The organism is Cupriavidus phytohabitans, assembly GCF_017815025.1.
Lineage (GTDB): Bacteria > Pseudomonadota > Gammaproteobacteria > Burkholderiales > Burkholderiaceae > Cupriavidus.
On the sequence record NZ_JAGIQB010000044.1, the window covers coordinates 1 to 25638 of the forward strand.

Below are 25638 nucleotides of genomic sequence, written 5' to 3' on the forward strand. Positions count from 1 at the left end.
ATGCAGCGAACTATGGACGCCGCGCTCACCATTCAAGCACTGCGGGAAGAGTCATGACTTCTGTATAAGGAAATGGGATTAGGCGACGTCACGGGCCCAGGAATCAGGCGCGCGCTCACCCCTTTGTTGTCCCCTACACACAACGTGCCCTCTCGCGCCCTGTCGTCGGGCACGAGAGGGGCGAGTGCCGGCGCTCAAGGAACGAGCGTCACTCCCTCCCTCTCGAAGGAGTGCTCTGAAAGATGGAAATCAGGAGGCAGGGTCTACGATGCGCACTGCATCGGCAGACCAACGTAGTTCTCTGCAAGGGATGCAGCGCCGAGCGGAGAACTCGTGACATAGTCGAGTTCTGCCATTTGCATTTGATAGCGAAAGTCGTCGTCGCCTGGGGAACGGTGCATCATCGACGTCATCCACCAGGAGAACCGCTGAGCCTTCCAAATGCGCTGCAGCGCCATTTCGGAGTAGCGAAGCAACGGCTCTGAATTGCCTCGGCGGTAAAACGCATCGAAGCCGTTCGCCAGAACCTGAACATCCGCCGCTGCAAGATTGAGTCCCTTTGCGCCGGTGGGAGGCACGACATGTGCGGCGTCTCCCGCGAGGAACAAACGGCCGTACTGCATCGGGTCCGTCACCAGGCTCCGCATGCCTACTATGACTTTGCTAAAGATCGGTCCTTCCGTAGGCAGCCAGCCATCCCTGGTTTCCAGGCGTGCACGGAATTCAGCCCAAATGCGGTCGTCCGACCAGTTCTCAACCTTCTCTGTGGGACCGACCTGGAAGTACATACGTTGAATTTCCGGCGACCGGGTGGAGGCAAGAGCAAATCCGCGTTCGTGCTGGGCGTATATCAACTCGTCCGAAGAAGGAGGCGCCTTACACAGAATGCCGAACCAACCGAACGGATAGACCTTCTCGTGGGTCTTCAACTTGCCATCTGGGATACTGGCCTTCGATACACCGTGGGTACCATCACAGCCTACGATGTAGTCGCAATGAATTTCTTCTACGGCTCCCTGGCTATTCGCGTACTTCAGCCGCGGCGCGGTTGTGTCGAGGTCGTGGAGTGTGACGTTCTTTACCTCGAAGCGAATGTCGCCGCCCAACCGCAGACGGAGCGCCACAAGATCCTTGATGACTTCATGCTGCGGATACAGGTACACCGACTTTCCGCCAGTCAGCTCGGGGAAATCGATGCGCCGCGTCCGACCGTCGAAGCGCAAATGGATGCCGTCGTGTCGGAAGCCCTCGCGCTTCAGGCGCTCCCCAGCGCCAATGCGCTCCATGAGATCGACGGTGCCATGTTCGAGAATGCCAGCCCGAATCGTGGCCTCAATTGCGTCCCGGCTTCTGGATTCAAGGACGACGGACTCAATACCTGCAAGATGCAAAAGCTGCGATAGCAGCAGGCCCGCAGGGCCCGCGCCAATGATGCCTACCTGGGTGCGCACAGATGTCTCCGGCTGTATTAATAATGGCGGCTTGCGTATCGATCGCGCGGCAGATGCGGATGACCTGCATTCGATGCGAATCTGAGGGGGACGCAGCCTCTTGTGTGTTGATGGATTCTTGCACCCGAGAGCATCAACTGGAATGTACGATCAAGACGAAAACTTGTACTTTTCGTGGCCATACCTACAACCTGAAAATGGCTTGCCGAGCTAGGCGTCCACATGAGGTCTGTCGCTCTCTCGGGACCCAAGGCTTCTCCGAAAATTTCTGAACGGCAAGCCCAAAGCGCCTTCGCGCCCACCTTATGGCGCACTTTCCTGGCCAGATATCGACGGCGTATGCAGGAAGACAGTCACGTTTGTCAGGACGTTCGACTTGCACATTCGACCCAATCACTTGCACTTTTCGAACATCCCAGTACTGGCTTGCCTCGATAGGAGTTATCTTCGTCGGGAAACCGCCGCCAAGATCGGAAACGGAGGAGGAACATGAAAAGCACGCGCGTCCCCATCTACATGCTCTACGGCGAACAGGATGTCTGGCCCATGCCGGATATGATGCATTGCGAGTCTATTGAGGCACGAAGCCGCCTTCACGACTGGCACATCAAGCCGCACCAACACGCTGGTCTGCTGCAGGTTCTCTATCTGCAGCGGGGAATCGCGCAACTCCACTTGGATGGAGAGGAGAGCGATATGGAAAGCGGACGAATGCTCCTCGTTCCGCAAAATTTCGTCCATGGCTTCAAGTTCAGTCCTGACGCGCTTGGTTACGTCGTGACCGTCGCCTATCCGTTCGTCGTCAGACTGGCACAGACAATGGAGGGCGGACCAGGCCGGTTCTCACACCCGGTGCTACACACCGTCGGAAGCGACGAGGACAGCACTTGCCTTACCTCTGCGTTTTCTGCCTTCGTTCGCGAGTATCGAGGTAGCGCACCACACCGGCACTTACTGGTGGAGTCATTGCTCTCCACAGTTATCGTGATGTTGGCAAGGAAAATTCAGCAGTGTCGACCGCAAGGTGCGCGCGGAGTCAAGGATAACCCGCTCTATCTACGCTTCACCGACTTGCTGGACCAGTGGTGGGACAAGCACTGCTCGTTGGACAGCTATGCCAAGGAGCTTGGCATTACCACTGCGCATCTCAACCTTTTGTGCCGCCGCATTGCGCAGAAGTCGGCCCTGGACCTGGTTCACGAACGCTTACTCCTCGAGGCCAAGCGGAGCCTGGCGTACACGTCGATGTCTATCAGCGAACTCTCGTACGCCATCGGCTTCTCAGATCCCGCCTACTTCACCAGGTTCTTTAAACGTGAAGCAGGCGAATCTCCTCGGGATTTCCGTCGGCGCATCGAGCAGCTTAGTGGTGAAGAATAGCGAGCACAGGTTCAGTGGGTAACCGACACCACCTGCCCGGAAATGTCTTCCAGAATACATTTCTGGTAAACCTGTGCAACCACCGCTGCCCGAACTCCCTTGGCAGGGTCGCGTCCCATGGCTTCGAGCGTCTCCCACACCCATCCGGGGCTGACGACATTCACACGAATCTTGCCTTGCATTTCGAGCGCTGCAGCCCGCCCGAACGCCTCGATGCCGGCGTTCACGGTGCTCATGGCAGCACCACCGAGCATTGGATGCTGCGCGAGGGTACCGCTGGTGAGCGTTACCGACCCGCCCTGGGAGATGTAGGGAATCCCATACCGCACAAGGTTGACCTGCCCCATCAGCTTATTGGCGAGGCTGAATGAAAAATCATCGTCGGTCAGGGCGTCCAGTGGGGCAAATTTCGCGGTGCCTCCTACGCAGACCACGGCATCAACCGTGCCCAGTTTTTTGTACATCGCCAGAATCGACTCCTTGTCGGAAATGTCCACTGAGAGCGCCGAAGTGCTACGACTGGCCCCTATCACGTCGTGCTCTTCCGATAGCAAGGCCGTAATTTCTTTCCCAAGGAGCCCTGTGGCTCCTATGACCAGTACGCGCATAAGTCCCCCTGATAACAGATGACGGGATGGCTTGGGATCGCCGTTGTTTCGCGCCGCGGGCAAGCTTCAGCCCTTGCCCAGGATCGCCATTGCCTTGTTCGCATCGTCGAGCGAGTCCATCGACACGTACGCGACAAACTGTACCCCGATGACGGAGGCAGAGAATCCGCGCAAATTGATTCCGCCTTCCGCAAGCTGGCGGGTCAGCTCCGCCACGATGCCGGGCCGGTCCCCGCCCATGATCCGCACCGAGTGCAGGCTGTGCGTGACATTGAAGCCGACCTGGGCAGCTGCACGGATTTCCCTGTCGTTCTGCAGCGGTGTCACGAACACGACACCCTTGCCGGGGTCCTCCGGCGTGCGGCGCGCAATTGCGAATTGCAGGTCCGCGCCGGCATCGCGCAGGGTCTCCAGTACCTCGGCGAGGCCGCCGGGCCGGTCCGGTATGGTTGCCGCCCACACGTCCACGCGTTCCACAAGAAGGTCATTGGCCATTGCTCATCCTCCACGCCCCCTATACGAATCTAGCGTATGGCGGCCGGCAGGCAAGCCCTGATCCAGCGCAGGGCAGGCCGATTTCCTGGCAACTCCCCGTGCCCGGACTTAATATGGACTAGTCGTTATTTCAGGCAGCTATCGCAGGATAGTGGCACCGGCACTACCTGGATGGATGTCATGGGAAGTGAAGGGGAATTGTCATGCCTGAAGGCAAATCGCCACGCCATGCTGCACGGCAGGAATCGGCCGATGTGTCCGAGGCCGAAATCGCGGTCCATTGGCCCGAGGAGGACTATGTCCCTCCGCCCGGCCAGTTCATTGCGCAGGCCAACCTGACTGATGCGCGCATTTTCGAACGCTTTTCCCTCGATCATTTCCCAGAGTGCTTCAAGGAGTTCGCAGACCTGCTGGACTGGTACAAATACTGGGAAACGACGCTTGATACCAGCGCCCCGCCTTTCTGGCGCTGGTTTGTCGGCGGCAGGATCAACGCCTGCCACAACTGCGTGGATCGCCACCTCGCTGCGTACAGGAACAAGACCGCGATTCATTTCGTGCCCGAGCCGGAGCATGAGGCGGTGCATCACCTCACTTACCAGGAGCTCTTTGTTCGCGTCAATGAACTGGCCGCGCTGCTGCGCGAGTTCTGCGGCCTGAAGGCCGGCGACCGCGTCACGCTGCATATGCCCATGGTGGCCGAACTGCCCATCACCATGCTTGCATGCGCGCGCATCGGCGTGATTCATTCACAGGTATTCAGCGGCTTCAGCGGCAAAGCCTGCGCCGATCGCATCGCGGACTCCGAGAGCCGGCTGCTGATCACCATGGACGCCTATCACCGCGGCGGTGAATTGCTCGATCACAAGGAAAAGGCCGACATCGCCGTGGCAGAGGCCACCAGCGCCGGCCAGCAGGTCGAGAAGGTCCTGATCTGGCAGCGCTACCCGGGCAAGTATTCCAGTGCCGCCAAACTGGTGAAGGGGCGCGATGTCATTCTTAATGACGTGCTCGCCGGGTTCCGCGGCAGGCGTGTCGAGCCCGAGCCGATGCCGGCGGAGGCACCGCTGTTCCTGATGTACACGAGCGGCACCACGGGCCGGCCCAAGGGCTGCCAGCATTCCACCGGCGGCTACCTGTCCTATGTGGCATGGACCTCGAAGTACATCCAGGATATCCACCCCGAGGACGTCTACTGGTGCATGGCCGATATTGGCTGGATCACGGGACATTCCTACATCGTCTATGGCCCGCTCGCCCTCGCCGCCTCGTCTGTCGTCTACGAGGGCGTGCCGACCTGGCCCGACGCCGGCCGACCCTGGCGTATTGCGGAAAGCCTGGGCGTCAATATCTTCCACACCTCGCCCACCGCAATCCGCGCGCTGCGGCGCAACGGGCCCGACGAGCCGGCGAAGTACAACTACCATTTCAAGCACATGACCACGGTGGGCGAGCCGATCGAGCCCGAAGTCTGGAAGTGGTACCACCGTGCGGTCGGCAAGGGCGAGGCGGCCATCGTGGACACCTGGTGGCAAACCGAGAATGGCGGCTTCCTCTGCAGCACGCTGCCGGGCATCCACCCGATGAAGCCCGGCAGCACGGGCCCGGGGATCCCGGGCATTCATCCGGTGATCTTTGACGAGGAAGGCAAGGAAGTCCCGGCCGGCTCCGGCAAGGCGGGCAATATCTGCATCCGCAATCCCTGGCCGGGTATATTCCAGACCGTCTGGAAGGATCCGGACCGCTACGTACGCCAGTACTATGCGCGCTACTGCAAGAATCCCGACAGCAAGGACTGGCGCGACTGGCCCTACATGGCGGGCGATGGCGCAATGCAGGCGGCGGACGGCTACTTTCGGATCCTGGGCCGCATCGACGACGTGATCAACGTCTCCGGCCATCGCCTCGGCACCAAGGAGATCGAATCGGCCGCCCTGCTGGTGCCCGACGTCGCCGAGGCGGCGGTGGTGCCGGTGGCCGACGAGGTCAAGGGCAAGGTGCCTGATCTCTATGTGTCGCTCAAGCCGGGACTGTCGCCTTCCACCAAGATAGCAAACAAGGTCTCGGCCTCGGTGGTGTCCCAGATCGGTGACATTGCGCGTCCGCATCGGGTAGTGATTGTTCCCGACATGCCCAAGACACGCTCGGGCAAGATCATGCGCCGCATCCTGGCGGCGATCTCCAACCGGCAGGAGCCTGGCGACGTGTCCACGCTCGCCAATCCTGAGGTCGTCGAGAAGATCAGGGAGCTGGCGACATAGGATGCCGTGGCGGTCAATGCCCGACGGGGTCATTCGCGCGGCCGCCGTGCCGGCTCGCATGCGAAGCCTGATTCCACCCGGCTCCCGGCATCCAGGCCTTTAGCGCGCTCGAGTTGGCTCGCGACCCAGGCACACCGGATCTCGGCCCCGAAAGCCACCCCCAGCATGAGCAAACACGGCGGCGTCGCGCGGCCCAGGCGCACCACCAGCGCCCGGGGCCGGCGGTCAAGTGATGATGGCGTCTAGCCCTTTGGATTCGCATGTGCATCATCTATGATGTGATTCATGTAATCATCGTATTGCCATCTTGAGGCTCCCATGGAGCAAAAGACCGCTCGGCTTACGCTGCTCATCGATCCCAACAAGAAGGCTGCCTTCGAGCGCCTCTGTGCACAGCAGGATCTGACTGCCTCGCAGGTGATACGGCGTCTAATCCGCGACTACCTGGCCCAGCATGGCGTCCAGTATGTTCCCAGCGGCGTGGACATGGACAAGGCGGAAGCCATCGGCAATGAGAAGTCACCGGTGGGAGCGCCGTCGCGGCGCGGTGCGGCATCTCCCGCCAAGCGCCGTGCCACCCGCCGCGGAGCCTGACCCATGAGCGGCGTGCCCCCTCTCACGCAATGGCTCCACCTCGACTGGATGCTGATTGTGGTTGGGGCGTGGCTGCTTGTCGGCGTGGCTGGGATCCTGGCATTGCATCGGCTTGCTCTGGTAGCCCACGTGCTATTCCCCATCGGGGGACTATTAGGGCTGGCGCTCTTTGGTCTGGCGCTCCACGCCGTGCTCGGTACACCTGAGGCTGCCGTGCTGCCCATTGGCCTGCCCGCGCTGCCATTTCACGTCCGGCTCGACAGCCTGTCGGTCTACTTCCTGATGGTAATGGGCGGCGCGGCGGCCGGCATATCGACGTTTGCGGCCGGCTACTTCCGCAAGGGGGAAGGCACGCCGCCGGGCCTGCTTTGTCTTGAATACCACCTGTTCCTTGCCAGCATGGCGGGAGTGATCCTCGCTGATGACGCCTACTCGTTCATGGTGATGTGGGAAACCATGGCACTGTCATCGTTTTTCCTGGTGACCGCCAACCATCGCATCGCCGAAGTGCGTGCAGCGGGCTATCTCTACATCACGATGGCGCACATCGGCGCGATCGCGATCCTGCTGTGCTTTGGCGTGCTGCAGGCCAACACCGGCGACTATACGTTCGCCAACATGCGAGCCCAGGTACTGACGCCGTTCTGGTCCTCGGTCGGTTTCCTGCTCGCCTTGTTCGGTTTTGGCGCCAAGGCCGGCATCCTGCCTCTGCACGTCTGGCTGCCGGAGGCGCATCCGGCGGCGCCCTCGCCGGTGTCTGCAATGATGAGCGGTGTCATGCTCAACACCGCCGTCTATGGCCTGCTGCGGGTGTCCTTCGACCTGCTGCAGGTGCGCCTGTGGTGGTGGGGCGGATTGCTGCTGGCCATTGGATTGGCCACGGCGCTGTTCGGCGTGGTCTTTGCCGCGGTACAAACCGACATGAAGCGGCTTCTTGCTTATTCGTCGATCGAGAACATGGGCCTGCTCTTCGTTGCCATGGGCCTGGCCTTGCTGTTTTCGGCCTACGGTATGAAGCCAATGGCCGCCCTGGCCCTGACGGCCGGGCTCTACCATGTTGCCAGCCATGCCTTCTTCAAGAGCCTGCTCTTTCTGGGAACCGGTAGCGTGCTACATGCCACCGAGCAGAGAAGCCTGGGCAAGCTGGGCGGGTTGATTCGCTATATGCCATGGGTGGGCTGGCTTACGCTGCTGGGCGTGCTGGCTAGCGCCGGGCTGCCGCCGCTCGGCGGTTTCGTCTCGGAGTGGCTGCTGCTGCAGAGTTTCCTGTTCACGCCTGGTCTCCCGGAACCGATATTGACCATGCTGATCCCGGTGGTCGCCGCGCTGATCGCGCTGGTGGCAGCACTGGCCGGCTACACCATGGTCAAGTTCTTCGGCGTGATCTTCCTCGGCCAGCCCCGTGAGCCCAAGCTGGCGCACGCGCACGACGCCGGCCGCTGGGAGCGCGCGGGCATGCTGTGGCTGGGGCTGGGCTGTATCGCGCTTGGCCTGCTGCCGACCCAATTCGTCCAGCTGATCGATCCGGTCACGCAGCAGCTGGTGGCGAGCGGATTCGGCGCCCGGGCTGCGGCCGGCGGCTGGCTGCTGGCGCCGAATGGCCTGGCCCAGGCCAGCTATGGGCCGGTCATTTTCCTGTCAGGCATTCTGGCCAGCTTTGCGCTCGCCTACCTGCTGGTGCGCCGCTTCTATCACGGCCGGCTTCGCCGCAGCCCGCCCTGGGCTTGCGGCTTCCCATGGGGCACTGCGCGCATGCAGGACACGGCCGAGGGTTTCGGCCAACCGATCCGCCAGATCTTTGAGCCGTTTTTCCGGATGCGCCGCGACCTGCCGACACCATTCGATGAGCAGCCGCACTACCGGGTCACGGTGGCGGACCATTTCTGGCGCTGGATGTATGTTCCCGTGATCGATCTGGCGTCGTATCTGGCCCGGCTGATCGGCCTGATGCAACAGGGACGCATCTCGGCATACCTGCTGTACAGCTTCCTGACCCTGGCCGCCACGCTCCTGGCCGTGATGTGATGAGGTTGACATGAACCTGGCCGGTATCCTGTCACAGCTGCTGGAGATTGTGATCTCGATCGCGCTGGCGCCCCTACTGATCGGCTGGGTCAACCAGTGGCGGGCCTGGCTGCAGAACAAGTCGGCGCCCAGCCTCTGGCAACCGTATCGAATGTTGCACAAGCTGTTCAACAAGGAATCGATGGTCGCAGATAACGCGTCGTCGCTGTTCCGTGCCACGCCCTATGTGGTGTTCGGCTGCATGGCGCTCGCCTGCTCTATCATCCCTACCGTTTCCACGGACCTGCCACTGGCACCGGCTGCCGACGCTATCGCCCTCGTCGGCCTGTTCGCGCTGGCGCGGGTCTTCATCTCGCTGGCGGCGATGGACGTCGGCACCGCCTTTGGAACGCTGGGCGCGCGGCGCGAGATGCTGATCGGCTTCCTGGCGGAACCGGCGCTGCTGATGGTGCTGTTCTCCGCCTCGCTGATCTCCAAGTCGACCTCGCTCACCACTATTGTCGAGACGATCGCTCACCGGGATCTGGCCATCTACCCGGGCCTGGCGTTTGCGGGCGTTGCGTTCACCATGGTATCTCTGGCCGAGAACGCCCGCATACCGGTGGACAATCCCGCCACCCACCTCGAGCTGACGATGATCCACGAGGCGCTGATTCTCGAATACTCGGGCCGGCATCTGGCGCTTCTTGAATGGGCGGCCAGCCTCAAGCTGTTCGCCTATTCCTGCATCGGCCTGGCGCTGTTCTTTCCCTGGGGCGTTGCCGAAGCGCACGCTCCCCTGGCCATGCTGCTGGCGCTGCCCGCGCTGCTGCTCAAGCTCATCGTGGGTGGGGTCCTGCTGGCGGTGCTGGAGACGGTGAGCGCCAAGATGCGCATCTTCCGTGTGCCGGAGTTCCTGGCCACCGCCTTTCTCCTGGCTGTGATCGGGATGCTGGTCCACTTGCTGCTGGCTCACTGAGAACACGGCAATGACTGCGCTCCTGACCCAGTTCGTCAACCTCCTTGGCGCGGTGCTGCTGATTCTCGCCTTCGCCATGATCTCGCAGCGACGAATTCTGTCGCTGATCAACCTGTTCACGCTGCAGGGGGCGACCCTGGCGTTGGCCACCGCCGTCGTCGGCTACGTGACCGGTCAGCCGCACCTTTACCTGTCGGCCGGCTTGACCCTGATTCTCAAGGTATTACTCATCCCCTACCTGCTGCACCGCGTTATCGATCGTCTCCAGATCCGCCGGGACGTCGAGACGCTGATCAACATTCCCACCACCATGCTGATCGGCATCCTGGTGGTGATCTTCGCCTTCAACCTCACCATGCCGATCTCGCGGCTGTCTCCGAAGCTCGCGAGCGGCACGCTGGGGATCGCGCTGGCCTGCGTGCTGTTGTCTTTCCTGATGATGATCACGCGGTCCAAGGCGGTGCCGCAGGTCATCGGCTTCCTGGCGATGGAGAATGGCCTCTTCTTCGCTGCCACCGCAGCGACCTATGGCATGCCGATGGTGGTCGAGCTGGGCATAGCGCTCGATGTGCTGATCGGCGTGCTGATCCTGGGTGTGTTCATGTTCCAGATCCGCGAACAGTTCGACAGCCTGGACATCCGTCACCTTGAGAAGCTGAAGGAGGATTGAGTTGATGGCGCTGGCATTCCTGCTCGGATTTCCGCTCGTCGGTGGGCTGGTGCTGGCTCTGACGGGACATCGCGAGCGCGCACGCGACATCAATGTCGCCTTCAGTCTGGGCACATTCCTCTCGGCCTGCGTGCTGACGGCGGAAATCATCGCCGATGGTCCCATGCTGGCATGGGGCCGGGAGTTCTACATCGATGCCCTGAACGTCTTTCTGGTCGCGCTGACCGCGTTCGTGGGCCTGACGACTTCGATTTTTTCGCGGCCGTACATGCGGGTGGAGCACGATCACGGCAAGATGACACTACCGCGGCTGCGCCTGTACCACAGCATGTACCAGCTCTTCACCTTCACCATGCTGCTGGCGCTGACGACCAATAATATGGGCATCGTGTGGGTGGCGATGGAGGCCGCCACGCTGACGACGGTGCTGCTGGTCAGTGTCTACCGCACTGCTGCCAGCCTGGAGGCGGCATGGAAGTACTTCATCCTGTGCGGCGTCGGAATTGCACAGGCGCTGTTCGGCACGGTCCTGCTCTACATGGCGGCCGAGAAGGTTATTGGCCCGGAAGGCGGCGCGCTGCTGTGGACCAATCTGGACGCAGTCAAAAGCCAGCTCGATCCCAACATCATCACGCTGGCGTTCGCCTTTCTGTTTATCGGCTATGGCACCAAGGTCGGCCTGGTCCCGTTGCACAACTGGCTGCCCGATGCCCACGCTGAAGGTCCGACCCCGGTGTCCGCCGTGCTCTCCGGCCTGCTGCTCAATGTGGCGCTATATGCGGTGCTGCGCTGCAAGGTGCTGACCGACGCGGCGCTGGGCAACCAGCTCACCGGCCGCCTGATGATGGGCTTTGGCCTGGTATCGGTGGTAGCGGCCGTCTTCTTCCTGATCCGGCAGCGCGACGTCAAGCGCATGTTTGCGTATTCGTCCATCGAGCATATGGGCATGATGACCTTCGCCTTCGGCATGGGCGGGCCGATCGGCAGCTATGCTGGCCTGTTGCACATGACGGTGCATTCGCTGGTCAAGTCAGCGATCTTCTTCGCGGTCGGCCACGCCGCACAGAAGGCCGGTACGCAAGTCATGGACGACATCCGCGGACTGATTCGCGTCAGCCCCACGGTGGGATGGGGCCTGATGCTGGGGGCGCTCGCCATCCTGGGCATGCCGCCGTTCGGGGTCTTCGCCAGCGAGTTCCTGATCGTCACGACCGCCATGCGCGAGCAGCCGTGGGCCACGCCCTTCCTGCTGATCGCGCTTGGACTGGCATTCGCCGCGGTGTTCAGCCGGGTGCAACCAATGGTCTTCGGCGACACGACGCTCAAGCCGCTGGCGCACCCGCCGGCGCTGGTCCCGGTCTTCGCGCACCTCGCCCTGGGGCTGATACTGGGGCTCTACATCCCGCCCTATCTCGACGCCTGGTACCGCCAGGCGGCCGCAATGCTGGGGAACTGAACCGATGACAGCGTCAGATCTCAGCCTCGACCTGGAACGCCTGCCCGCGCCGCTGCCGGTCTGGCATGGTCAGGTCGGGCAGGACGGCTGGATCGCGACGGCCCGTTCGGTGGCGGACGCGGGCGGCCGGGTCGTTGCGCTGTGGGGCGTCGACCGGCGTGCCATCGGCGGTGTGTTGGCGGCATGCGTGACGTACGCCATGCCGCGGGGACTGATCTGGCTCGAATTGCGGCTGGATGGTGCCGCGCTCGCTGTGCCGGATCTGAGCAGCGTATTCCCATGCGCAGGCCGGATGCAGCGTGCCATGACGGACCTGGTGGGTATCAACGTGCAGGGCTGCCGCGATGTCCGGCCCTGGCTAGACCACGGTCTGTGGCCGCCGGGCGCGCGGCCGCTGCAATGCGGCGCGCAGGCGGCCCCGGCTCCGGCCGGCAGACTCCCCGCCGACTACCCTTTCGTGCGCGTGGAGGGTGACGGGGTCCACGAGATCGCCGTCGGCCCGGTGCATGCCGGGATCATCGAACCCGGCCACTTCCGCTTTTCCGTGGTCGGCGAGAAGGTGCTGCGGCTGGAGGAACACCTGGGCTATACGCACAAGGGCATCGAGCGGCGTTTCACCGAACTGGCGCCGCTCGAGGGCTACCGGCTGGCCAGCCGGGTCTCAGGCGATTCCACCGTGGCTTATGCCTGGGCCTATTGCATGGCGCTGGAGTCCGCCTGGGACAATACGCCCCCGCCACGGGCAAATTGGCTGCGCGCCCTGATGCTCGAACGCGAGCGGGTCGCCAATCACCTCGGTGACCTGGGGGCGCTCGGCAACGATGCGGGGCTGGCCTTCGGCCTGGCGCAATTCTCTCGCCTGCGCGAAGACTGGCAGCGGCTGTCGGCAGAGGCTTTCGGCCACCGGTTGATGATGGATGCCGTAGTGCCGGGCGGCGTTGCGCGGGACGTGACGCCAGCCATGGTTGACTGCCTGCGGCAGCAGTGCGACGTCATCGAGCGGGAAGTACACGTGCTGCGTGCAGTGTACGACGAACACGCGGGCCTGCAGGACCGCTTTCTGGGGGCGGGCCAAGTCACGCCCGAGCTTGCCGCCCGGCTTGGGCTGACCGGCCTGGCCGGACGCGCCAGCGGCCACGCGGCCGACCTGCGCTGTGACCATGCCTGGCTGCCCTACGACAGCCTCGCGGTGAAACTGGTCACGTACCGCGGCGGCGATGTTGCCGCCCGCGTGGCTGTGCGGTTCGATGAGGTACTTGAGTCGCTGCGACTGATTCGTGCGATCTGTTCAGCCCTGCCGGAGGGGGCCACGCGAATCGTGCCACAAGCGCCCGCCGGCGCCGCCATCGGCGCGGGATGGGTGGAGAGCTGGCGTGGGGAAGTCCTGGTCGCGCTCGAACTTGCCGATGACAGCCGCATCCTCCGCTGCCACTGCCACGACCCGTCGTGGCAGAACTGGCCGGTGCTGGAGCATGCCATCATCGGCAACATCGTGCCGGACTTCCCGCTGATCAACAAATCCTTCAACCTCAGCTATTCAGGGCACGACCTTTAGACTCCTATGTGGCAAATCCTCAGGCAGATCGCCCGCACCGGCATCGTTACCGAGCCTGCGCCGCCCAGCGCGGCGGGCGAGGCCGCCACCATCCAGCGCATCCACCAGGAATTGCTCGACATTCTCGGCCAGGCGCTCACGATCCGGCAGGTCGATGCCGGATCGTGCAATGGCTGCGAGCTGGAGATCCACGCACTCGGCAATCCTTACTACAACATCGAGGGCCTGGGCATCAAATTCGTTGCCAGCCCGCGCCATGCCGACATGTTATTGGTGACCGGACCCGTCTCGCGCCATATGGAGGAGGCCTTGCGGCGCACCTACGTGGCAACCCCGGAGCCGAAACTGGTGGTGGCGGTAGGCGACTGTGGCTGTACCGGCGGTATCTTCGGGGAGAGCTACGCCAGTTGCGGCCGTGTCGCCAATGTCATCCCGGTCGATGTCACCGTACACGGCTGTCCGCCGCCACCCATTGAGATCCTGCGCGGAATACTCAGCGCCGTTCGGCGGACCAAATCCGCACGGCCCTAGCGATCTTGCTCGCGAACTGAATGCGGCCACTATGGCGCGACGGGCACCACCGCTGGCCTCCGTGCGCGCCGCAGGCGCGTGCCAGCTCCGGTACCCGGGCGCTGGCCGCTTTCCGACTGCGTTACTGCGTGTCGCCCGTGTTCCCTGCCAGCGCAGGCGCTCCGTGCTTCGGCCTGGTGGCGTAGTCCACCTCGTGCTTCTGCAAGTAGTCGCGAATCATCTGGCGAACGATTTGTGATGGCGTCTGGTCCTGTGCAGCACACAGCGCTTCAAAGGCCTTCTTCTTCACCGGGTCAATCAATACGGTCAGGCGTGCGGTCTTGGATTCCATGCGCTTTGGAGTATCACTGTATAATAATTGTATTATCATACTATACAACTACAATGCTACTGCGCCTCCCGCCGGCGCCGCGCGGCGCCAGATCAGTCCTGAGGTGCACAATTTCTTGATGAGGGTTCAGTGGTAGAAGTGACGATCGAACTGAATGCGAGGGACGCATTTCAGGGACGGAATTCCGCCAGGTTGGCATTCACTGCCAATCAGTTCGAGTGCGAGATCCTGCTCGCCAGCGGCGCCTGGGTCGCAAATGCCAAGGACGTGATGGAGGTCATGCGGCTATCCGCGCGGGCGGGCACGCAAATACGCATCCAGACTGTCGGGCCGGACGAGGCGGCCGCCCTGGTCACCATCGCAGCATTGCTGAGGGGGGAAGCGCTCCCCAAGTCACCCTGATGGAAACCGACAAGATGCACGCCGACCGCTCCTCGTTCGAGGCCTATCTGAAATTCCTGGCCGAGGCGAGCAGCGACGGTACGCCCCAGGTCTTGGAAACCCGGCACGCGCTGTCGCTGCATTTCGACGCACTGGCCACCCAAAGCCTCATGTCGCGCAAGGATCCCGACAAGCTCGTGCTGGGTTACACCCGGACGATGATGGGATTCCTGCTGTTGCACCCTACTCCCGCCAGGATCTCGATGATCGGCTTGGGTGGCGGCTCACTTGCCAAATACTGCTACCGGCATCTGGCCAACACCAAGGTTGTGGTAATTGAGATCAATCCGGCGGTCATCGCCTTGCGCGAGCAGTTCCAGATCCCGCCGGACAACGAACGACTCGAGGTGGTCTGCGCGGATGGCGCCGAGTATGTCGCGAACCAGAATGCACGTCCGGACGTCATCCTGGTGGACGGCTTCCTGGCCGACGGCATGCCGGTACAGCTTGGCACTGCGGATTTCTATGCAGCCTGTCATGCCCGCCTGGCCGATAACGGTGTGCTGGTCGCGAATTTTCTCGATAGCGATCCCGATATCCCGCTTTACCTGGAGGAGGCCGGCACCGCATTCGGCCAGTCGATGTCGCTCTCTCTTGCCGAAGACAGTGCCAACTACACGCTGTTCGCCTGGAAAGGACCGCACAAGCTGCCCTCCCTGGATGCACTGTTGGCGCGTGCGCGCGCCCTGGAAACCGCGCATCCGCTGAACCTGACCGCGGCAGCCCGACGGCTGAAACGCGGCGAGCGCGTTGCCCTGGATCGCGCCTCCTGGCCCAGGCCGGCAAAGCTGCAGATCCGGTATTGACAAGCCCCTTCCTGCGCAAGCCTCCTGACCAACGCAACCATGCCAATCCTGTACTTGCGCAAGCTGACCGGGAAGGAGCGCAATCCCGGAAGCAATCGGCAACTGGCCTGCTATCTGGCCTTTGTTGCCGGAGCGACCAATGCCGGGGGCTTCCTGGCGGTGCACCAGTACACCTCGCACATGTCGGGCATCGTGTCCGCCATGGCCGACAACCTGGCACTGGGCAGTCTCTGGCTGATGCTGGATGGCTTGGGGGCTCTGCTGTCGTTCCTGGCTGGTGCCGCCTGCTCGGCAGTCCTGGTCAACTGGGGCCGCCGCGAGCGCCTGCAAAGCGAATACGCGTTGCCGCTCATGCTGGAGGCCGCGCTGTTAGTGTGTTTTGGCCTGCTTGGAAGCAATCTCGAGCATCACGAATGGCTGTTCGTGCCGGCAACGGTCATGGTGCTCTGTTTCATCATGGGCTTGCAAAATGCTCTGGTCACCAAGTTGTCGAATGCCGAGATCCGCACCACGCACGTGACTGGCATGGTTACGGACATCGGCATTGAACTGGGCAAGCTCTTCTATTGGAACCTGTCCAGAGCCGACTCGAGCAAGCCGCCAGTGCTCGCCAACCGGCTCAAGCTGCGAGTACTCATTACGCTGGTTACCTTGTTCTTCGCTGGAGGCGTCATTGGCGCCTTGGGATTCAAGCACATCGGGTTCAGCGCCACGCTTGCGTTGGCAACGCTGCTGCTCGCCCTCGCGGCAGTCCCGGTGCTGGACGATGTCCGTCAGCATTTATGGCGCAGGGACCTGCTGGCTCATCTGGCCGCACGCTCCCGGCGTTGGGCTCGGGTAGTCAAGAATGAGGCGCACGCCGTGTGGCTGGCTGCACAAGATCCCCGCACGCCATGGCATGCGCAAGCGCTAGCCTTGCTGATCGCCGCCTATGCCTTGTCGCCCATTGACCTGATCCCCGATTTCATTCCCGTGCTCGGCTACCTGGACGACGTCGTGCTGGTGCCTCTCGGCCTGTTGCTGGCAATACGGTTAATTCCGCTTGAAGTGATGCGCCAGCATCGCGCAACGGCCGCAGCGACCCTCAACCGTCCCGTCAGCCACGTTGCAGCGCTGGTGATTGTGACGCTCTGGACCATTGCCGCGGTATCGGCATCGATCTGGCTCGTGCACCATCTGCCGGGGCTGGGAGGCACCTAGAACCATGACCCGATCAGGCAGAGCGATCCTGCTGTCGGTGGCGGCGCGGGGGATCAGCAAGCTCCTCTGGTGCCGGATCACTTGATCGCGCCAACGGTAAACCCGGCCACGAAGCGGTCAAGGAAGCTGTTGTAGAGCGCAGCCACCGGCACGCTGACGATCAGGCACGCACCCATCAGCGAGCCCCAGAAGTACCCATCGCCCCGCACCAGGAAGGTCGGCACGCCAACGCTCACCGTGTACTGCGACGAACTTGTGATGAAGGTCAGCGCATAGACGAACTCCTGCATTGCCAGCGTGGCGCTGAAGATGACCACGGTCAGGATCCCGCTCGACGACCACGGCACCACCACTTTCAGGAAGGCGCCGAAGCGGCTCAGCCCGTCCATCATCGCGGCTTCCTCGATGTCGCGCGGCACCGCCTTGAAGAACCCCATCATCAGCCAACTGCAGAACGGCACCGTGAAGCTGGGGTACTGTTCGGCGAGACCCGCTATGTGCGCTGGATGCGTTCATCAGGGCCAAGGCGATCTCGAGCAGCTTCTGCTGGCCGAACGACCACCAGCGTATTGAGCATTGATGTCGCGCAGCAGCGCGATCAGGCTCTCAATCATCACCAGGTTCACGCCAGCGGTGGGTTCGTATCAGCAGCGTATGGTCCCGCCCCACCCGGCTCTCCGGCTGCCGCGGCACGCCGCAGCAGATTCATCGGGCCAAGCTTCTCAACCGCCCGCAACTGCGCCGCATCTCGGACAAACACCGAACCGGCAAACGCCAGAGCATTGATCGAGATGCCTTCCACGCACTCCCTGGATCTGGGTACCACCAGCAGTCCGGCAGGCATGACCAGCAGGTTGTATGGCGCCGACTGAAGCAATGCGCCATCGACAGGCAGCGCCCGCACGCCAACCGCATCGAGCAATATGCGGTAGCGCTCGTAGGCCGCGTGCGCCATCTCGTGCCGTGGCGCTGCGATCAGGTCCAGCGGCGCGAATGCGTGCGCGAATGCGAGGCCGGGAACCGCGCCGACGGTGCCCGGAGCGCCGGCTTGTGCCGACCGCAGCAAGGTTTCGATCGGCATCGACGGACCATCCCGGGCGAGAGGCAGCGGCACGAGGTGCAGATGTTTGTGCCCCTGGCTCGCTCCCGCGGCGGCTCCGCCGTTATAGAAGCCCAGGCTCGGGAACTCCGCCATGCACGCGAGCAGCGCGGCGAAGTCCGGGACGGTCAGCAACGACTCCTGTGCCTGGAAGCAGCGGGTGACGATCAGCAGGTGATGTTCGACGACGTTGAACTTGTTCAGCAGGACCACATGGTCGTCGGAGATATCCGTGACAAACAGTTCAGCGTCATAGGGCAGGAACGGGTTGCCGCCGGCACTGCCCGGCTTGCGCGCCTTGTCCTTGCTCCGCAGGCTCAACGCTTCGCACACCAGGAAACGCACCCCGCCGTCCTCGATTACGGTCCGGACGGTTTCGATCGGACATAACGCCCCGCTGCGCAAGGCGTGCGCTGTCCGTTGGACGATGGCCGGCCAAAGTGTGCCAGGCTGAAGGTGTGGATGGTGCATGTCCGTGGCGCTCCCACTTCAGCATAGCGTCGCCGGAGAGCCCGCTCAACTGGCGACGCACCCGCGGCGCCGCGCTGCTTGCCGTTGCCACTCAGGCGACAGGCCGGCCTTCTTCAGGCTCCATTGCAAGCGTGATGCTCGGCATTCGCATCCCCGGACCCGACGCGTGTCACTGTGCAGACCTTCGAGATCATGTATCCCACACCGGCGATTCGGTGCTGGTGGCGGGGCGCAAAGGCGTTCAGATGGGCGTTGATGCAACGATCGATCGCTTGACAAGCCGCGGCGTCATCGAACTCTGGCAGGAATGAAATCGAGATACCGGGTAACTGGTAGTCGAGCAAGCGCGCCTCTGCCAGGTGGGTGTAGAGATTGCCGTTGCGGAAATCCGCCGGGATGTCGTCCCATGCCGGCAGCAGTTTCATGGTACTGCACTTCACGTCGTCTTCGGTAATGCTGTCCACTTCAGAGCGCGAGAGCGAATAAGTCATGCTGGTTGCCTCCCTCCAATGATTGCGACACAAGACATGCCGGCAACGCCTCGCGGGGCTGGACCCGCATTGCTTTCGGTCATGGCTTACGTAGCGTAGCCTAACGGCGCCAGGAGGCTGCCCGCCATGCAAAGGATGCCAACAACTTTGCATTACATGCCACCCTGTCGATAGTTGTCCATGAAGCACGTCAGCCGGGCACTTGTGAAGTCGCAGCATGGTTTCGCCTGAACCGGCATCACTCCCCGGATAACGTGGCCCGTGATGATGCAGCCCTTCGCGTACCCGCGCTTACAGGGGAGTCATCAGCTGCACCCGCCTGAACTATGCTGGAGTGGTTCGGAGCCGAGGCATCGCCGGCCGAGCTATGTTCTGCGCTCGTAGCGGTGATTGCCTGGCAAATCAAGTTCGACGTGAGGTCGATATGCTCTATCAGATTGTGGAGTATCAGCGGGCAACAATGGCGGCGTTCGCGATTCAATCGAGCCGTGCGTTTGCCAACCCTCTGAGCCCGTTTTCTTATCTGCCTGGCGCAAGCGACTATTCTGCTTGCTGGGAAATGCTCAGTCGAGTCGGCACGCCCTGCAATGAGCCAACGTTTAGCATTACATCTATTCAACTTCGCGGCCGTGTCGTCCTGGTGAAGGAGACGATTTTTTTAGACAGCCCGTTTTGCCGCCTGCGGCGCTTCGCGGCCGTTACCGCCGAACATGAAGCTGGACAACCTTCTCGGTCAATACTTCTCTGCGCACCGTTGGCCGGCCACCATGCCGTCATGCTTCGCGAGGTCGTGGAGTCGTTGCTGCATGACCATATCGTCTATGTTACGGATTGGAGCAATGCGCGTAACGTACCTCTGAGCGATGGCCCCTTCCATCTGGACGACTATGTGCTTTACATCAAGCGCTTTATTCATCAGATCGAAGCAGAGTCGCTTCATGTCCTCGCCATCTGCCAGGCCACCGTGCCGACGCTGGCCGCCGTTGCGCTGCTGGCGAGCGAGGATGAGCCAACACCACGGAGCTTGACTCTGATTGGCGGCCCAATCGATGCGCGTCGCAGTCCTACTGCAATCGGGAATCTCGCGTCGCGTCATTCCCTGCAGTGGTTTCAACGCAATCTGATTCATGTGGTGCCCGAGCCGTACATGGGCGTCGGACGTCAGGTTTGCCCAAGCTTCGTACAAGTCGCCGGCTTGGCCGCGGCGGAGTCATCCTCCCTGACGACACTATATTGGGACTTCTGCTTCAGTCTCGCGCGCGGCGACGCGGAGCTTGCGCACAGGCATTGGCAAGCCTTGGAGACTTATAGCGCTGTACTCGACATGGCAGCAGAGTTCTACCTGGATACCATCAGCACAGTGTTCCAGAACTTCCACTTGCCCCTCGGGACATGGCAGGTGCAAGGGCATGCCGTGCGACCACAAGACATTCGTACGACCGCATTACTCACCATTGAAGGTGAGTGCGATGAAATCTCTGGCTGCGGACAGACCCATGCGGCCCACGATCTGTGCCAAGGTATCGCCCTGCCAGGCAAGCGCCACGTTACGGTGCCACGTTGCGGTCATTATGATCTCTTTTCTGGCCCTTGCTGGCGTACAGAAGTCTTTCCCAGAATATGCAATATGACGCGACTCGGCACCTAGTGTGCGTGTCGGGCTGTCGCGGGCTCGGCGCTATACAGCTGAAACCCCACCCGCCTGCACCCCTGGGCCATCACCCGGCGGTGCCGTGACAATGGAGCGCAGCGCAGGCGTGGCCGGCACGATCCTGGCCAGATCCGGCACCGGCCGCCTCAATACAGGCGACGCGGCAAACGCTGTCTCCATCCCCTGCGCCGCAGCCAGCGTCTCCAGATCCCCCCGGAAGGGCCCGGTCACCTGCAGCCCGAACGGCATGCCCGCTTCGTCCGTACCACACGGCAGCGAGATAGCCGGATGCGTGGTCAGCGTCACGACATAGGTCAATGCCAGCCAGCGATAGTAGTTCTCCTGCTCCTCGCCATTGATGGTGCCGGCATACAGGCTAGTCCATGCAAACGGCGAAACCGGCGTGGTCGGCGACAGGATCAGGTCGTATTGGTGGTAGGCCTGCTGGAAGCGCTGCAGGATCCGGTTCTGCTCCGCCTGCGCCCAGGAACTGTCGGCCAGCGACATTTTCGCGCCCATCTCGTAGTTCGCCCGCGTATTGGGCCCGAGTGCGTCGGGGTCGCGCTGGTAGGCGTCGTGCAGGCCGGCGACGAAGCTTTCCGCGCGCAGCACGTCGAAGCAGCGGTGCACATCGCCCAGATCGAAGCGGACCTCGTCGCAGCGCTTGAACAGGTGGCGCATCGCGGCGATCTTGCCCCGGAACACGCGGCGGATACCGTCGTCCACGGCGCAGCAGCCGAAGTCCTCGGTATAGCCGACGCGCAGCGTCGACAGGTCCACGTGCGGCGGAAGGCGGAAGGACTCCGCGTCCACCGCGTAGCTCAGCGGATCGGTCACCGACACACCCGCCGATGCGGCGAGCTGCAGGCAGGTATCGGCGACCGTGCGCCCCATCGGGCCGACCACCGAGATCGGCGTCCAGCCCAGCAGCTTGCGCGAATTGGGCACGATGCCGGGCGACGGCCGGAAGCCCACCACGCCGCACTTCGCCGCCGGAATGCGCAGCGAGCCGCCGGTGTCCGAGCCCGTGCACACCGGCAGGAAATCCGCGGCCAGCGCCGCCGCCGAGCCTCCCGACGAGCCGCCCGCGTTGAGGTTGGGGTTGAACGGATTGCCGGTCGCGCCCCAGACCGCATTGCGCGAGTTGGCGCCGGCGCCCATCTCGGGGATGTTGGTCTTGCCCACCACGATGGCGCCGGCCGCGCGCAGCCGCGCCACCAGCACGTTGTCCGACGCCGGCACATGGTTGCGGAACAGCGGCGAGCCATAGGTGGTCAGCAAACCCTCGGTCGCCTCCAGGTCCTTGACCCCAAGGGGCAACCCGTGCAGCAGGCCGAGCGGTTCGTTGCGCAGCACGGCCTGCTCGGCCACGCGCGCCTCCTTGCGGGCGCGCTCGAAGCAGGTCGCCGTGATGGCGTTGATGGCCGGGTTGTAGGCCTCGATGCGGGCGATGCACGCCTCCAGCAGTTCTACCGGCGAGATCTCGCGGGTGCCGATCAGGCGGCGGAGTTCGACCGCGGAAGTCGAGGTCAGTTGGTCTTGCGCGTTCATGGGATCAGAATGTCGGTGGCCATGCCTGCCGCCGCAGCGGGCGGCAGGCATCGGGAGAGATAGGGGGTGGTGATCCAGCTCAGTCCAGCTTGATATGCGCGCGCTGCGCGATGGCGCGCATCTGCGGGATTTCCTTGTCGATCATGGTCGCGACCTGGCTGCCGGGCGCGTAGAACGGTTCGATGCCGCTCTCGGCCAGTTGCTTGCGCGTGGCCGGATCGGCGATGGCGTCGGCCAGCGCCTTCTCCAGCTTCGCCTTGACCTCGGCCGGCATGCCGCGCGGCGCAACCAGCGCGATCCAGGTGCTGGTGTCCATCCCGGGGTAGCCGCTTTCCGCCACGGTGGGCACATTCGGCAGCAGCGCCGAGCGCTTCGCCGTGGTGACCGCGATCGCCTTGATCTTGCCGGCCTTGAGTTGCGGGATCGCCGCGGCCACGGTATCCACGCTGAACGGGATCTGCCCACCCATCAGGTCGGTCATGGCCGGCGCGCTGCCCTTGTACGGGACATGCAGCAGCCTGGTGCCGGTAAGGTTGAGCAGTTCCTCGCCGGCAAAGTGAGCGGTGGTGCCGGCGCCGAACGACGCGTAGGAATACTTGCCCGGCGCCGCCTTGGCCGCCGCCACGAACTCCTTGAGGTTGTTCACCGGGACGTCGCGGTTCGCGAGCAGGATCAGCCCCGTCGAACCGATCAGGCCGATCGGCTCGAAGTTCTTCTGCGGGTCGTACGGCAGCTTGGCGTAGACCGCGGGGTTGACCGTGAACGTCGTTCCCGACGTGGCCATCAGCGTGTAGCCGTCCGGCGCCGACTTGGCCACGTAGCTGGCCGCGACGATGGTGCCGGCCCCGGGCCGGTTCTCGACCACCACGGTCTGGCCGAGGCCCTCCCCGAGCTTGCGCGCGATGGTGCGGCCGACCATGTCGGTGGCGCCGCCCGGCGGAAACGGCAGGACCAGCTGGATCGGCTTGGACGGATACCCGCCTTGCGCGGCGACAGTGGCTGGCGCCAGCGAGGCCACGGCGCAGACGCTGCAGGCAGCAAGCAGGAACTGGGTGCGGGGGACGGGGGATCGCATGTAGATGCTCCGGCAGAGTAGGAATTGGCGCAGCGCAGCAAGACTGCAGGGCGCGGCGTGATTCCATCGTACGACCGATCCGGTGTGAAAATCGTAGCAATGTTTCGAAAGATTGATTGCCAAAAACGCAATCGCTAGAATGATTCTGCCGCGTCCAGCCCCTAGCCGCCCTAGCCGCCCCTACCCACCCATGTCCTACCGCATCCTGCAGGAAACCGCCGTGCGCTACTTCCTTGAAGTGGTGCGCACCGGCTCGGTCAAAGACGCCGCCGTGAAGCTCAATGTGGCGCCTTCGGCGGTCAGCCGGCAGATCGCCAAGCTCGAGAGCGAGCTCGACACGCTGCTGTTCGACCGGCGTGCGCGCGGCCTGGTCCCCAACGCCGCCGGCGAGCTGCTGGCGGCGCATGCCAAGCGAGCCCAGCAGGAGATCGACCGCGTCACTGGCGACATCCAGGCGCTGCGCGGCCTGCGCGTCGGCCAGGTGCGGCTGGCCAGCGTGGAAGGCCTGACGCACGATTTCATCCCCGCCCTGGCGGCGAGCTTTCGGGAACAGTACGGTGGCATCCGCTTCGACCTCGACGTCTGTCCGCAAGGCGACATCGCCCGGCGCATCCGCGATGGCGAGGCCGACATCGGCATCACGCTGAGCGGGTTGCCCGAACTGGATATCGAGGTGGAATTGCGCCATCCCGCACCCATACTCGCGGTCATGGCTCCCACCCATCCGCTGGCCGGCCAGCGCCAGCTGTCGCTGTCCCAGGTCATCGGCTACCCGCTTGCGCTGCCGCCCAAGGACAGTTCGCTGAGGCAATTGCTGGACACCAGCTGCAGCCGCCAGGGCCTGAGCTACCAGACCGTGTTCTCCAGCAATCACCTGGATTCGCTGGTCGGCTTTGCCGCGGCCGGGGGCGAGGTCATCAGCTTCTATGGCGAGCTGTCGGTGCGGCGGCGGCTCAAGGCCGGCATCGTTACCGCGATACCGCTGCGCGACCGCGAAATGAACGAGCGCTATATCGAGATCCAGACGCTGGCCCGGCGCAACCTGCCCCCCGCGGGCCGCGCCTTCGTCCAGCACCTGGCGCAAGCCATCACCCGCATCGATGCCGATAAGTGATCGGCAGGCAATGCAGTATCGATTGCCGAAGCAGCAATCGACCATTCAAATAATTGCTCCCGATGCCAGTTTCGCCCGGCACGCCGGCGCTGCAGAATCGGGGCATCGGATCAACGTTGCAGGAAAGGCAGACCCATCGCATGAGCAAGGACATCCTGGTACTCGGCGCCGGCATGGTCGGCGTTTGCACGGCGCTGGCGCTGCGCCAGCGCGGCCACTCGGTGGTGGTGGTCGACCGGCAGGCGCCCGGCCGTGAAACCTCTTACGGCAATGCCGGCATCATCCAGCGCGAGGCGGTGCAGCCTTATGCCTTCCCGCGCGAATGGACCGCCGTGCTGCAGGTGATGGCGCGCCAGGGCAACGATGTCCATTACCATCCGCTGGCGCTCGCGGGCCTGCTGCCGGCGCTGGCCCGCTACTGGCACGAATCGGCACCCAGCCGCTATGCGGCGACGGTCACCGCATACAGCGCGCTGATCCGGCACTGCCTGACCGAGCACGAACGCCTGATCGCGCTGGCGGGCGCGCAGGACCTGGTCAGCAAGCAGGGATGGCTGCAGGCTTACCGCACCAGCGCGGCGTTCGACCGCGAGGCGGCAAAGGCAGCAGCGGTCTCACGGGAGCACGGCCTCGATTGCCGGATCCTGGACGGCGCCGCCCTCGCCGCCGCGGAGCCAGCCCTGCACGGGTCACTGGCCGGCGCTGTCCATTGGCGCGATCCGTGGACCGTCGCCGACCCCGGCGAGCTGGTCCACCGCTACGCCGCCTGCTACGAGAACGCCGGCGGCATCCTCAGCCGCGGCGACGCCAGCACGCTGAAGCCTGCCGGCAGCGGATGGAGCGTGTCGACGGACGACGGCGTGGTCACGGCGCAGCATGCAGTCATTGCGCTGGGCCCGTGGGCGCCGGCGCTGACCCGGCCGCTCGGATACCGGATCCCGCTGTTCGTGAAGCGAGGCTACCACCGCCACTACGCGGCCCCGGCGATGCCCAGGCTGCCACTGCTCGATACCGAGAATGGCCTTTTGCTGGCGCCGATGAAACGGGGCCTGCGCCTCACCACCGGCGCGGAATTCGCCCGCCACAATGCGCCGCCCACGCCGGTGCAGCTATTGCGGGCCGAGCGCTATGCCGGCGAGTTGTTGCAGCTCGGCGCACCTGTCGAGGACACCCCCTGGCTGGGCGCGAGGCCCTGCGTGGCCGACATGCGCCCGGTAGTGGGCCGGGCCCCGCGCCATCCAGGCCTGTGGTTCCACTTCGGACATGCGCACCAGGGCTTTACCCTCGGCCCCGCCACGGCGCGGCTGCTCGCCGAACTGATCGACGGCGAGACGCCTTATGTGGATGCCCGCCCGTATGATCCGGCCCGCTTCGGCAATTGAGAGCAGCGCAAGCATCGCCGATCGGCCCGCGCGCGCTGGATA

At 63.5% G+C, this 25638-nt stretch carries 24 protein-coding genes; 15 read left to right on the forward strand and 9 right to left on the reverse strand.

What is annotated here, in order from left to right:
* Positions 1-263 precede the first annotated feature (263 nt).
* Complete coding sequence (locus J8I34_RS25390; protein ID WP_209807265.1) at positions 264-1451, reverse strand: 4-hydroxybenzoate 3-monooxygenase; 1188 nt, start codon at positions 1449-1451, stop codon at positions 264-266.
* Between the two features lie 489 nt (positions 1452-1940).
* Between J8I34_RS25390 and J8I34_RS25395 the strand changes: the two genes are divergently transcribed.
* Entirely contained in the window at positions 1941-2831 is an 891-nt protein-coding gene (locus J8I34_RS25395) for a helix-turn-helix domain-containing protein (RefSeq protein ID WP_209807266.1), read from the forward strand.
* Positions 2832-2842: 11 nt separating this feature from the next.
* On the opposite strand, the gene J8I34_RS25400 is transcribed toward J8I34_RS25395, so the two are convergent.
* Positions 2843-3439 (reverse strand): short chain dehydrogenase, encoded by a 597-nt coding sequence (locus J8I34_RS25400; protein ID WP_029048838.1) that lies wholly within the window; start codon positions 3437-3439, stop codon positions 2843-2845.
* Between the two features lie 66 nt (positions 3440-3505).
* Complete coding sequence (locus tag J8I34_RS25405) at positions 3506-3934, reverse strand: ACT domain-containing protein (protein ID WP_029048839.1); 429 nt, start codon at positions 3932-3934, stop codon at positions 3506-3508.
* A 203-nt stretch (positions 3935-4137) separates the two neighbouring features.
* On the opposite strand from J8I34_RS25405, the gene acs reads away from it, so the two are divergent.
* The 8 genes from acs to J8I34_RS25445 all read left to right on the forward strand — a co-directional run bounded on the left by acs (position 4138) and on the right by J8I34_RS25445 (position 13984).
* A complete protein-coding gene (gene acs, locus J8I34_RS25410) occupies positions 4138-6195 on the forward strand; it encodes an acetate--CoA ligase (RefSeq protein WP_209807267.1) in 2058 nt (685 codons plus the stop codon).
* A gap of 318 nt (positions 6196-6513) precedes the next feature.
* On the forward strand, positions 6514-6789 hold the full coding sequence (locus tag J8I34_RS25415; protein ID WP_209807268.1) for a ribbon-helix-helix protein: 276 nt from the start codon (positions 6514-6516) through the stop codon (positions 6787-6789).
* Positions 6790-6792: 3 nt separating this feature from the next.
* Positions 6793-8814 (forward strand): hydrogenase 4 subunit B, encoded by a 2022-nt coding sequence (gene hyfB / locus J8I34_RS25420; protein WP_209774421.1) that lies wholly within the window; start codon positions 6793-6795, stop codon positions 8812-8814.
* Between the two features lie 10 nt (positions 8815-8824).
* A complete protein-coding gene (locus tag J8I34_RS25425; protein ID WP_209807269.1) occupies positions 8825-9772 on the forward strand; it encodes a respiratory chain complex I subunit 1 family protein in 948 nt (315 codons plus the stop codon).
* Positions 9773-9782: 10 nt separating this feature from the next.
* Positions 9783-10442 carry a formate hydrogenlyase gene (locus J8I34_RS25430; RefSeq protein ID WP_029048844.1) on the forward strand — a complete coding sequence of 220 codons (660 nt, stop codon included), beginning with the start codon at positions 9783-9785 and terminating at the stop codon, positions 10440-10442.
* 4 nt (positions 10443-10446) lie between these two features.
* The gene (locus J8I34_RS25435) at positions 10447-11898 is read left to right on the forward strand and encodes a hydrogenase 4 subunit F (RefSeq protein WP_209774424.1); all 1452 of its coding nucleotides are present in this window, start codon (positions 10447-10449) and stop codon (positions 11896-11898) included.
* Between the two features lie 4 nt (positions 11899-11902).
* Positions 11903-13453, forward strand: coding sequence for a hydrogenase large subunit (locus tag J8I34_RS25440; RefSeq protein ID WP_209807270.1), 1551 nt, complete (start codon positions 11903-11905; stop codon positions 13451-13453).
* A gap of 6 nt (positions 13454-13459) precedes the next feature.
* Positions 13460-13984, forward strand: coding sequence for an NADH-quinone oxidoreductase subunit B family protein (locus J8I34_RS25445; protein WP_209807271.1), 525 nt, complete (start codon positions 13460-13462; stop codon positions 13982-13984).
* Between the two features lie 121 nt (positions 13985-14105).
* Here J8I34_RS25445 and J8I34_RS25450 read toward each other — a convergent pair whose 3' ends face one another.
* Complete coding sequence (locus J8I34_RS25450) at positions 14106-14315, reverse strand: ribbon-helix-helix protein (protein ID WP_029048848.1); 210 nt, start codon at positions 14313-14315, stop codon at positions 14106-14108.
* 138 nt (positions 14316-14453) lie between these two features.
* Here J8I34_RS25450 and J8I34_RS25455 point away from each other — a divergent pair, with 138 nt between their 5' ends.
* From J8I34_RS25455 to J8I34_RS25465, 3 genes are read left to right on the forward strand one after another with little or no spacing between them, the layout of a single operon-like run.
* Entirely contained in the window at positions 14454-14717 is a 264-nt protein-coding gene (locus J8I34_RS25455; protein WP_348635764.1) for an HPr family phosphocarrier protein, read from the forward strand.
* A 14-nt stretch (positions 14718-14731) separates the two neighbouring features.
* Positions 14732-15562: a fused MFS/spermidine synthase gene (locus J8I34_RS25460; RefSeq protein WP_209807294.1), complete on the forward strand. Its 831-nt coding sequence runs from the start codon at positions 14732-14734 to the stop codon at positions 15560-15562.
* A 39-nt stretch (positions 15563-15601) separates the two neighbouring features.
* Complete coding sequence (locus J8I34_RS25465; RefSeq protein ID WP_209807272.1) at positions 15602-16762, forward strand: DUF1275 domain-containing transporter; 1161 nt, start codon at positions 15602-15604, stop codon at positions 16760-16762.
* Positions 16763-16839: 77 nt separating this feature from the next.
* On the opposite strand, the gene J8I34_RS25470 is transcribed toward J8I34_RS25465, so the two are convergent.
* The 3 genes from J8I34_RS25470 to J8I34_RS25480 form a co-directional block, all read right to left on the reverse strand.
* Entirely contained in the window at positions 16840-17223 is a 384-nt protein-coding gene (locus J8I34_RS25470; protein ID WP_371748134.1) for an ABC transporter permease subunit, read from the reverse strand.
* A 161-nt stretch (positions 17224-17384) separates the two neighbouring features.
* Positions 17385-18332 carry an ATP adenylyltransferase family protein gene (locus J8I34_RS25475; protein ID WP_245176128.1) on the reverse strand — a complete coding sequence of 316 codons (948 nt, stop codon included), beginning with the start codon at positions 18330-18332 and terminating at the stop codon, positions 17385-17387.
* 113 nt (positions 18333-18445) lie between these two features.
* A complete protein-coding gene (locus J8I34_RS25480; RefSeq protein WP_051320586.1) occupies positions 18446-18823 on the reverse strand; it encodes a hypothetical protein in 378 nt (125 codons plus the stop codon).
* Positions 18824-19247: 424 nt separating this feature from the next.
* Here J8I34_RS25480 and phaZ point away from each other — a divergent pair, with 424 nt between their 5' ends.
* A complete protein-coding gene (gene phaZ, locus J8I34_RS25485; protein WP_209774428.1) occupies positions 19248-20471 on the forward strand; it encodes a polyhydroxyalkanoate depolymerase in 1224 nt (407 codons plus the stop codon).
* A 30-nt stretch (positions 20472-20501) separates the two neighbouring features.
* On the opposite strand, the gene J8I34_RS25490 is transcribed toward phaZ, so the two are convergent.
* The gene (locus tag J8I34_RS25490; protein WP_209807273.1) at positions 20502-22025 is read right to left on the reverse strand and encodes an amidase; all 1524 of its coding nucleotides are present in this window, start codon (positions 22023-22025) and stop codon (positions 20502-20504) included.
* A gap of 79 nt (positions 22026-22104) precedes the next feature.
* Entirely contained in the window at positions 22105-23100 is a 996-nt protein-coding gene (locus J8I34_RS25495; protein ID WP_209774430.1) for a Bug family tripartite tricarboxylate transporter substrate binding protein, read from the reverse strand.
* Between the two features lie 190 nt (positions 23101-23290).
* Here J8I34_RS25495 and J8I34_RS25500 point away from each other — a divergent pair, with 190 nt between their 5' ends.
* Positions 23291-24214 (forward strand): LysR family transcriptional regulator, encoded by a 924-nt coding sequence (locus J8I34_RS25500; protein WP_029048854.1) that lies wholly within the window; start codon positions 23291-23293, stop codon positions 24212-24214.
* Between the two features lie 140 nt (positions 24215-24354).
* Entirely contained in the window at positions 24355-25596 is a 1242-nt protein-coding gene (locus J8I34_RS25505; protein ID WP_209807274.1) for an NAD(P)/FAD-dependent oxidoreductase, read from the forward strand.
* The last annotated feature ends 42 nt before the right edge of the window (positions 25597-25638 follow it).

Bases quoted from the DNA above. Each gene is read 5' to 3' on its own strand.
- J8I34_RS25395 (WP_209807266.1), top strand. From the start codon at position 1,941: ATGAAAAGCACGCGCGTCCCCATCTACATGCTCTACGGCGAACAGGAT.
- J8I34_RS25400 (WP_029048838.1), bottom strand. From the start codon at position 3,439: ATGCGCGTACTGGTCATAGGAGCCACAGGGCTCCTTGGGAAAGAAATT.
- J8I34_RS25405 (WP_029048839.1), bottom strand. From the start codon at position 3,934: ATGGCCAATGACCTTCTTGTGGAACGCGTGGACGTGTGGGCGGCAACC.
- acs (WP_209807267.1), top strand. From the start codon at position 4,138: ATGCCTGAAGGCAAATCGCCACGCCATGCTGCACGGCAGGAATCGGCC.
- J8I34_RS25415 (WP_209807268.1), top strand. From the start codon at position 6,514: ATGGAGCAAAAGACCGCTCGGCTTACGCTGCTCATCGATCCCAACAAG.
- hyfB (WP_209774421.1), top strand. From the start codon at position 6,793: ATGAGCGGCGTGCCCCCTCTCACGCAATGGCTCCACCTCGACTGGATG.
- J8I34_RS25425 (WP_209807269.1), top strand. From the start codon at position 8,825: ATGAACCTGGCCGGTATCCTGTCACAGCTGCTGGAGATTGTGATCTCG.
- J8I34_RS25430 (WP_029048844.1), top strand. From the start codon at position 9,783: ATGACTGCGCTCCTGACCCAGTTCGTCAACCTCCTTGGCGCGGTGCTG.
- J8I34_RS25435 (WP_209774424.1), top strand. From the start codon at position 10,447: ATGGCGCTGGCATTCCTGCTCGGATTTCCGCTCGTCGGTGGGCTGGTG.
- J8I34_RS25440 (WP_209807270.1), top strand. From the start codon at position 11,903: ATGACAGCGTCAGATCTCAGCCTCGACCTGGAACGCCTGCCCGCGCCG.
- J8I34_RS25445 (WP_209807271.1), top strand. From the start codon at position 13,460: ATGTGGCAAATCCTCAGGCAGATCGCCCGCACCGGCATCGTTACCGAG.
- J8I34_RS25450 (WP_029048848.1), bottom strand. From the start codon at position 14,315: ATGGAATCCAAGACCGCACGCCTGACCGTATTGATTGACCCGGTGAAG.
- J8I34_RS25460 (WP_209807294.1), top strand. From the start codon at position 14,732: ATGCACGCCGACCGCTCCTCGTTCGAGGCCTATCTGAAATTCCTGGCC.
- J8I34_RS25465 (WP_209807272.1), top strand. From the start codon at position 15,602: ATGCCAATCCTGTACTTGCGCAAGCTGACCGGGAAGGAGCGCAATCCC.
- J8I34_RS25475 (WP_245176128.1), bottom strand. From the start codon at position 18,332: ATGCACCATCCACACCTTCAGCCTGGCACACTTTGGCCGGCCATCGTC.
- J8I34_RS25480 (WP_051320586.1), bottom strand. From the start codon at position 18,823: ATGACTTATTCGCTCTCGCGCTCTGAAGTGGACAGCATTACCGAAGAC.
- phaZ (WP_209774428.1), top strand. From the start codon at position 19,248: ATGCTCTATCAGATTGTGGAGTATCAGCGGGCAACAATGGCGGCGTTC.
- J8I34_RS25490 (WP_209807273.1), bottom strand. From the start codon at position 22,025: ATGAACGCGCAAGACCAACTGACCTCGACTTCCGCGGTCGAACTCCGC.
- J8I34_RS25495 (WP_209774430.1), bottom strand. From the start codon at position 23,100: ATGCGATCCCCCGTCCCCCGCACCCAGTTCCTGCTTGCTGCCTGCAGC.
- J8I34_RS25500 (WP_029048854.1), top strand. From the start codon at position 23,291: ATGTCCTACCGCATCCTGCAGGAAACCGCCGTGCGCTACTTCCTTGAA.
- J8I34_RS25505 (WP_209807274.1), top strand. From the start codon at position 24,355: ATGAGCAAGGACATCCTGGTACTCGGCGCCGGCATGGTCGGCGTTTGC.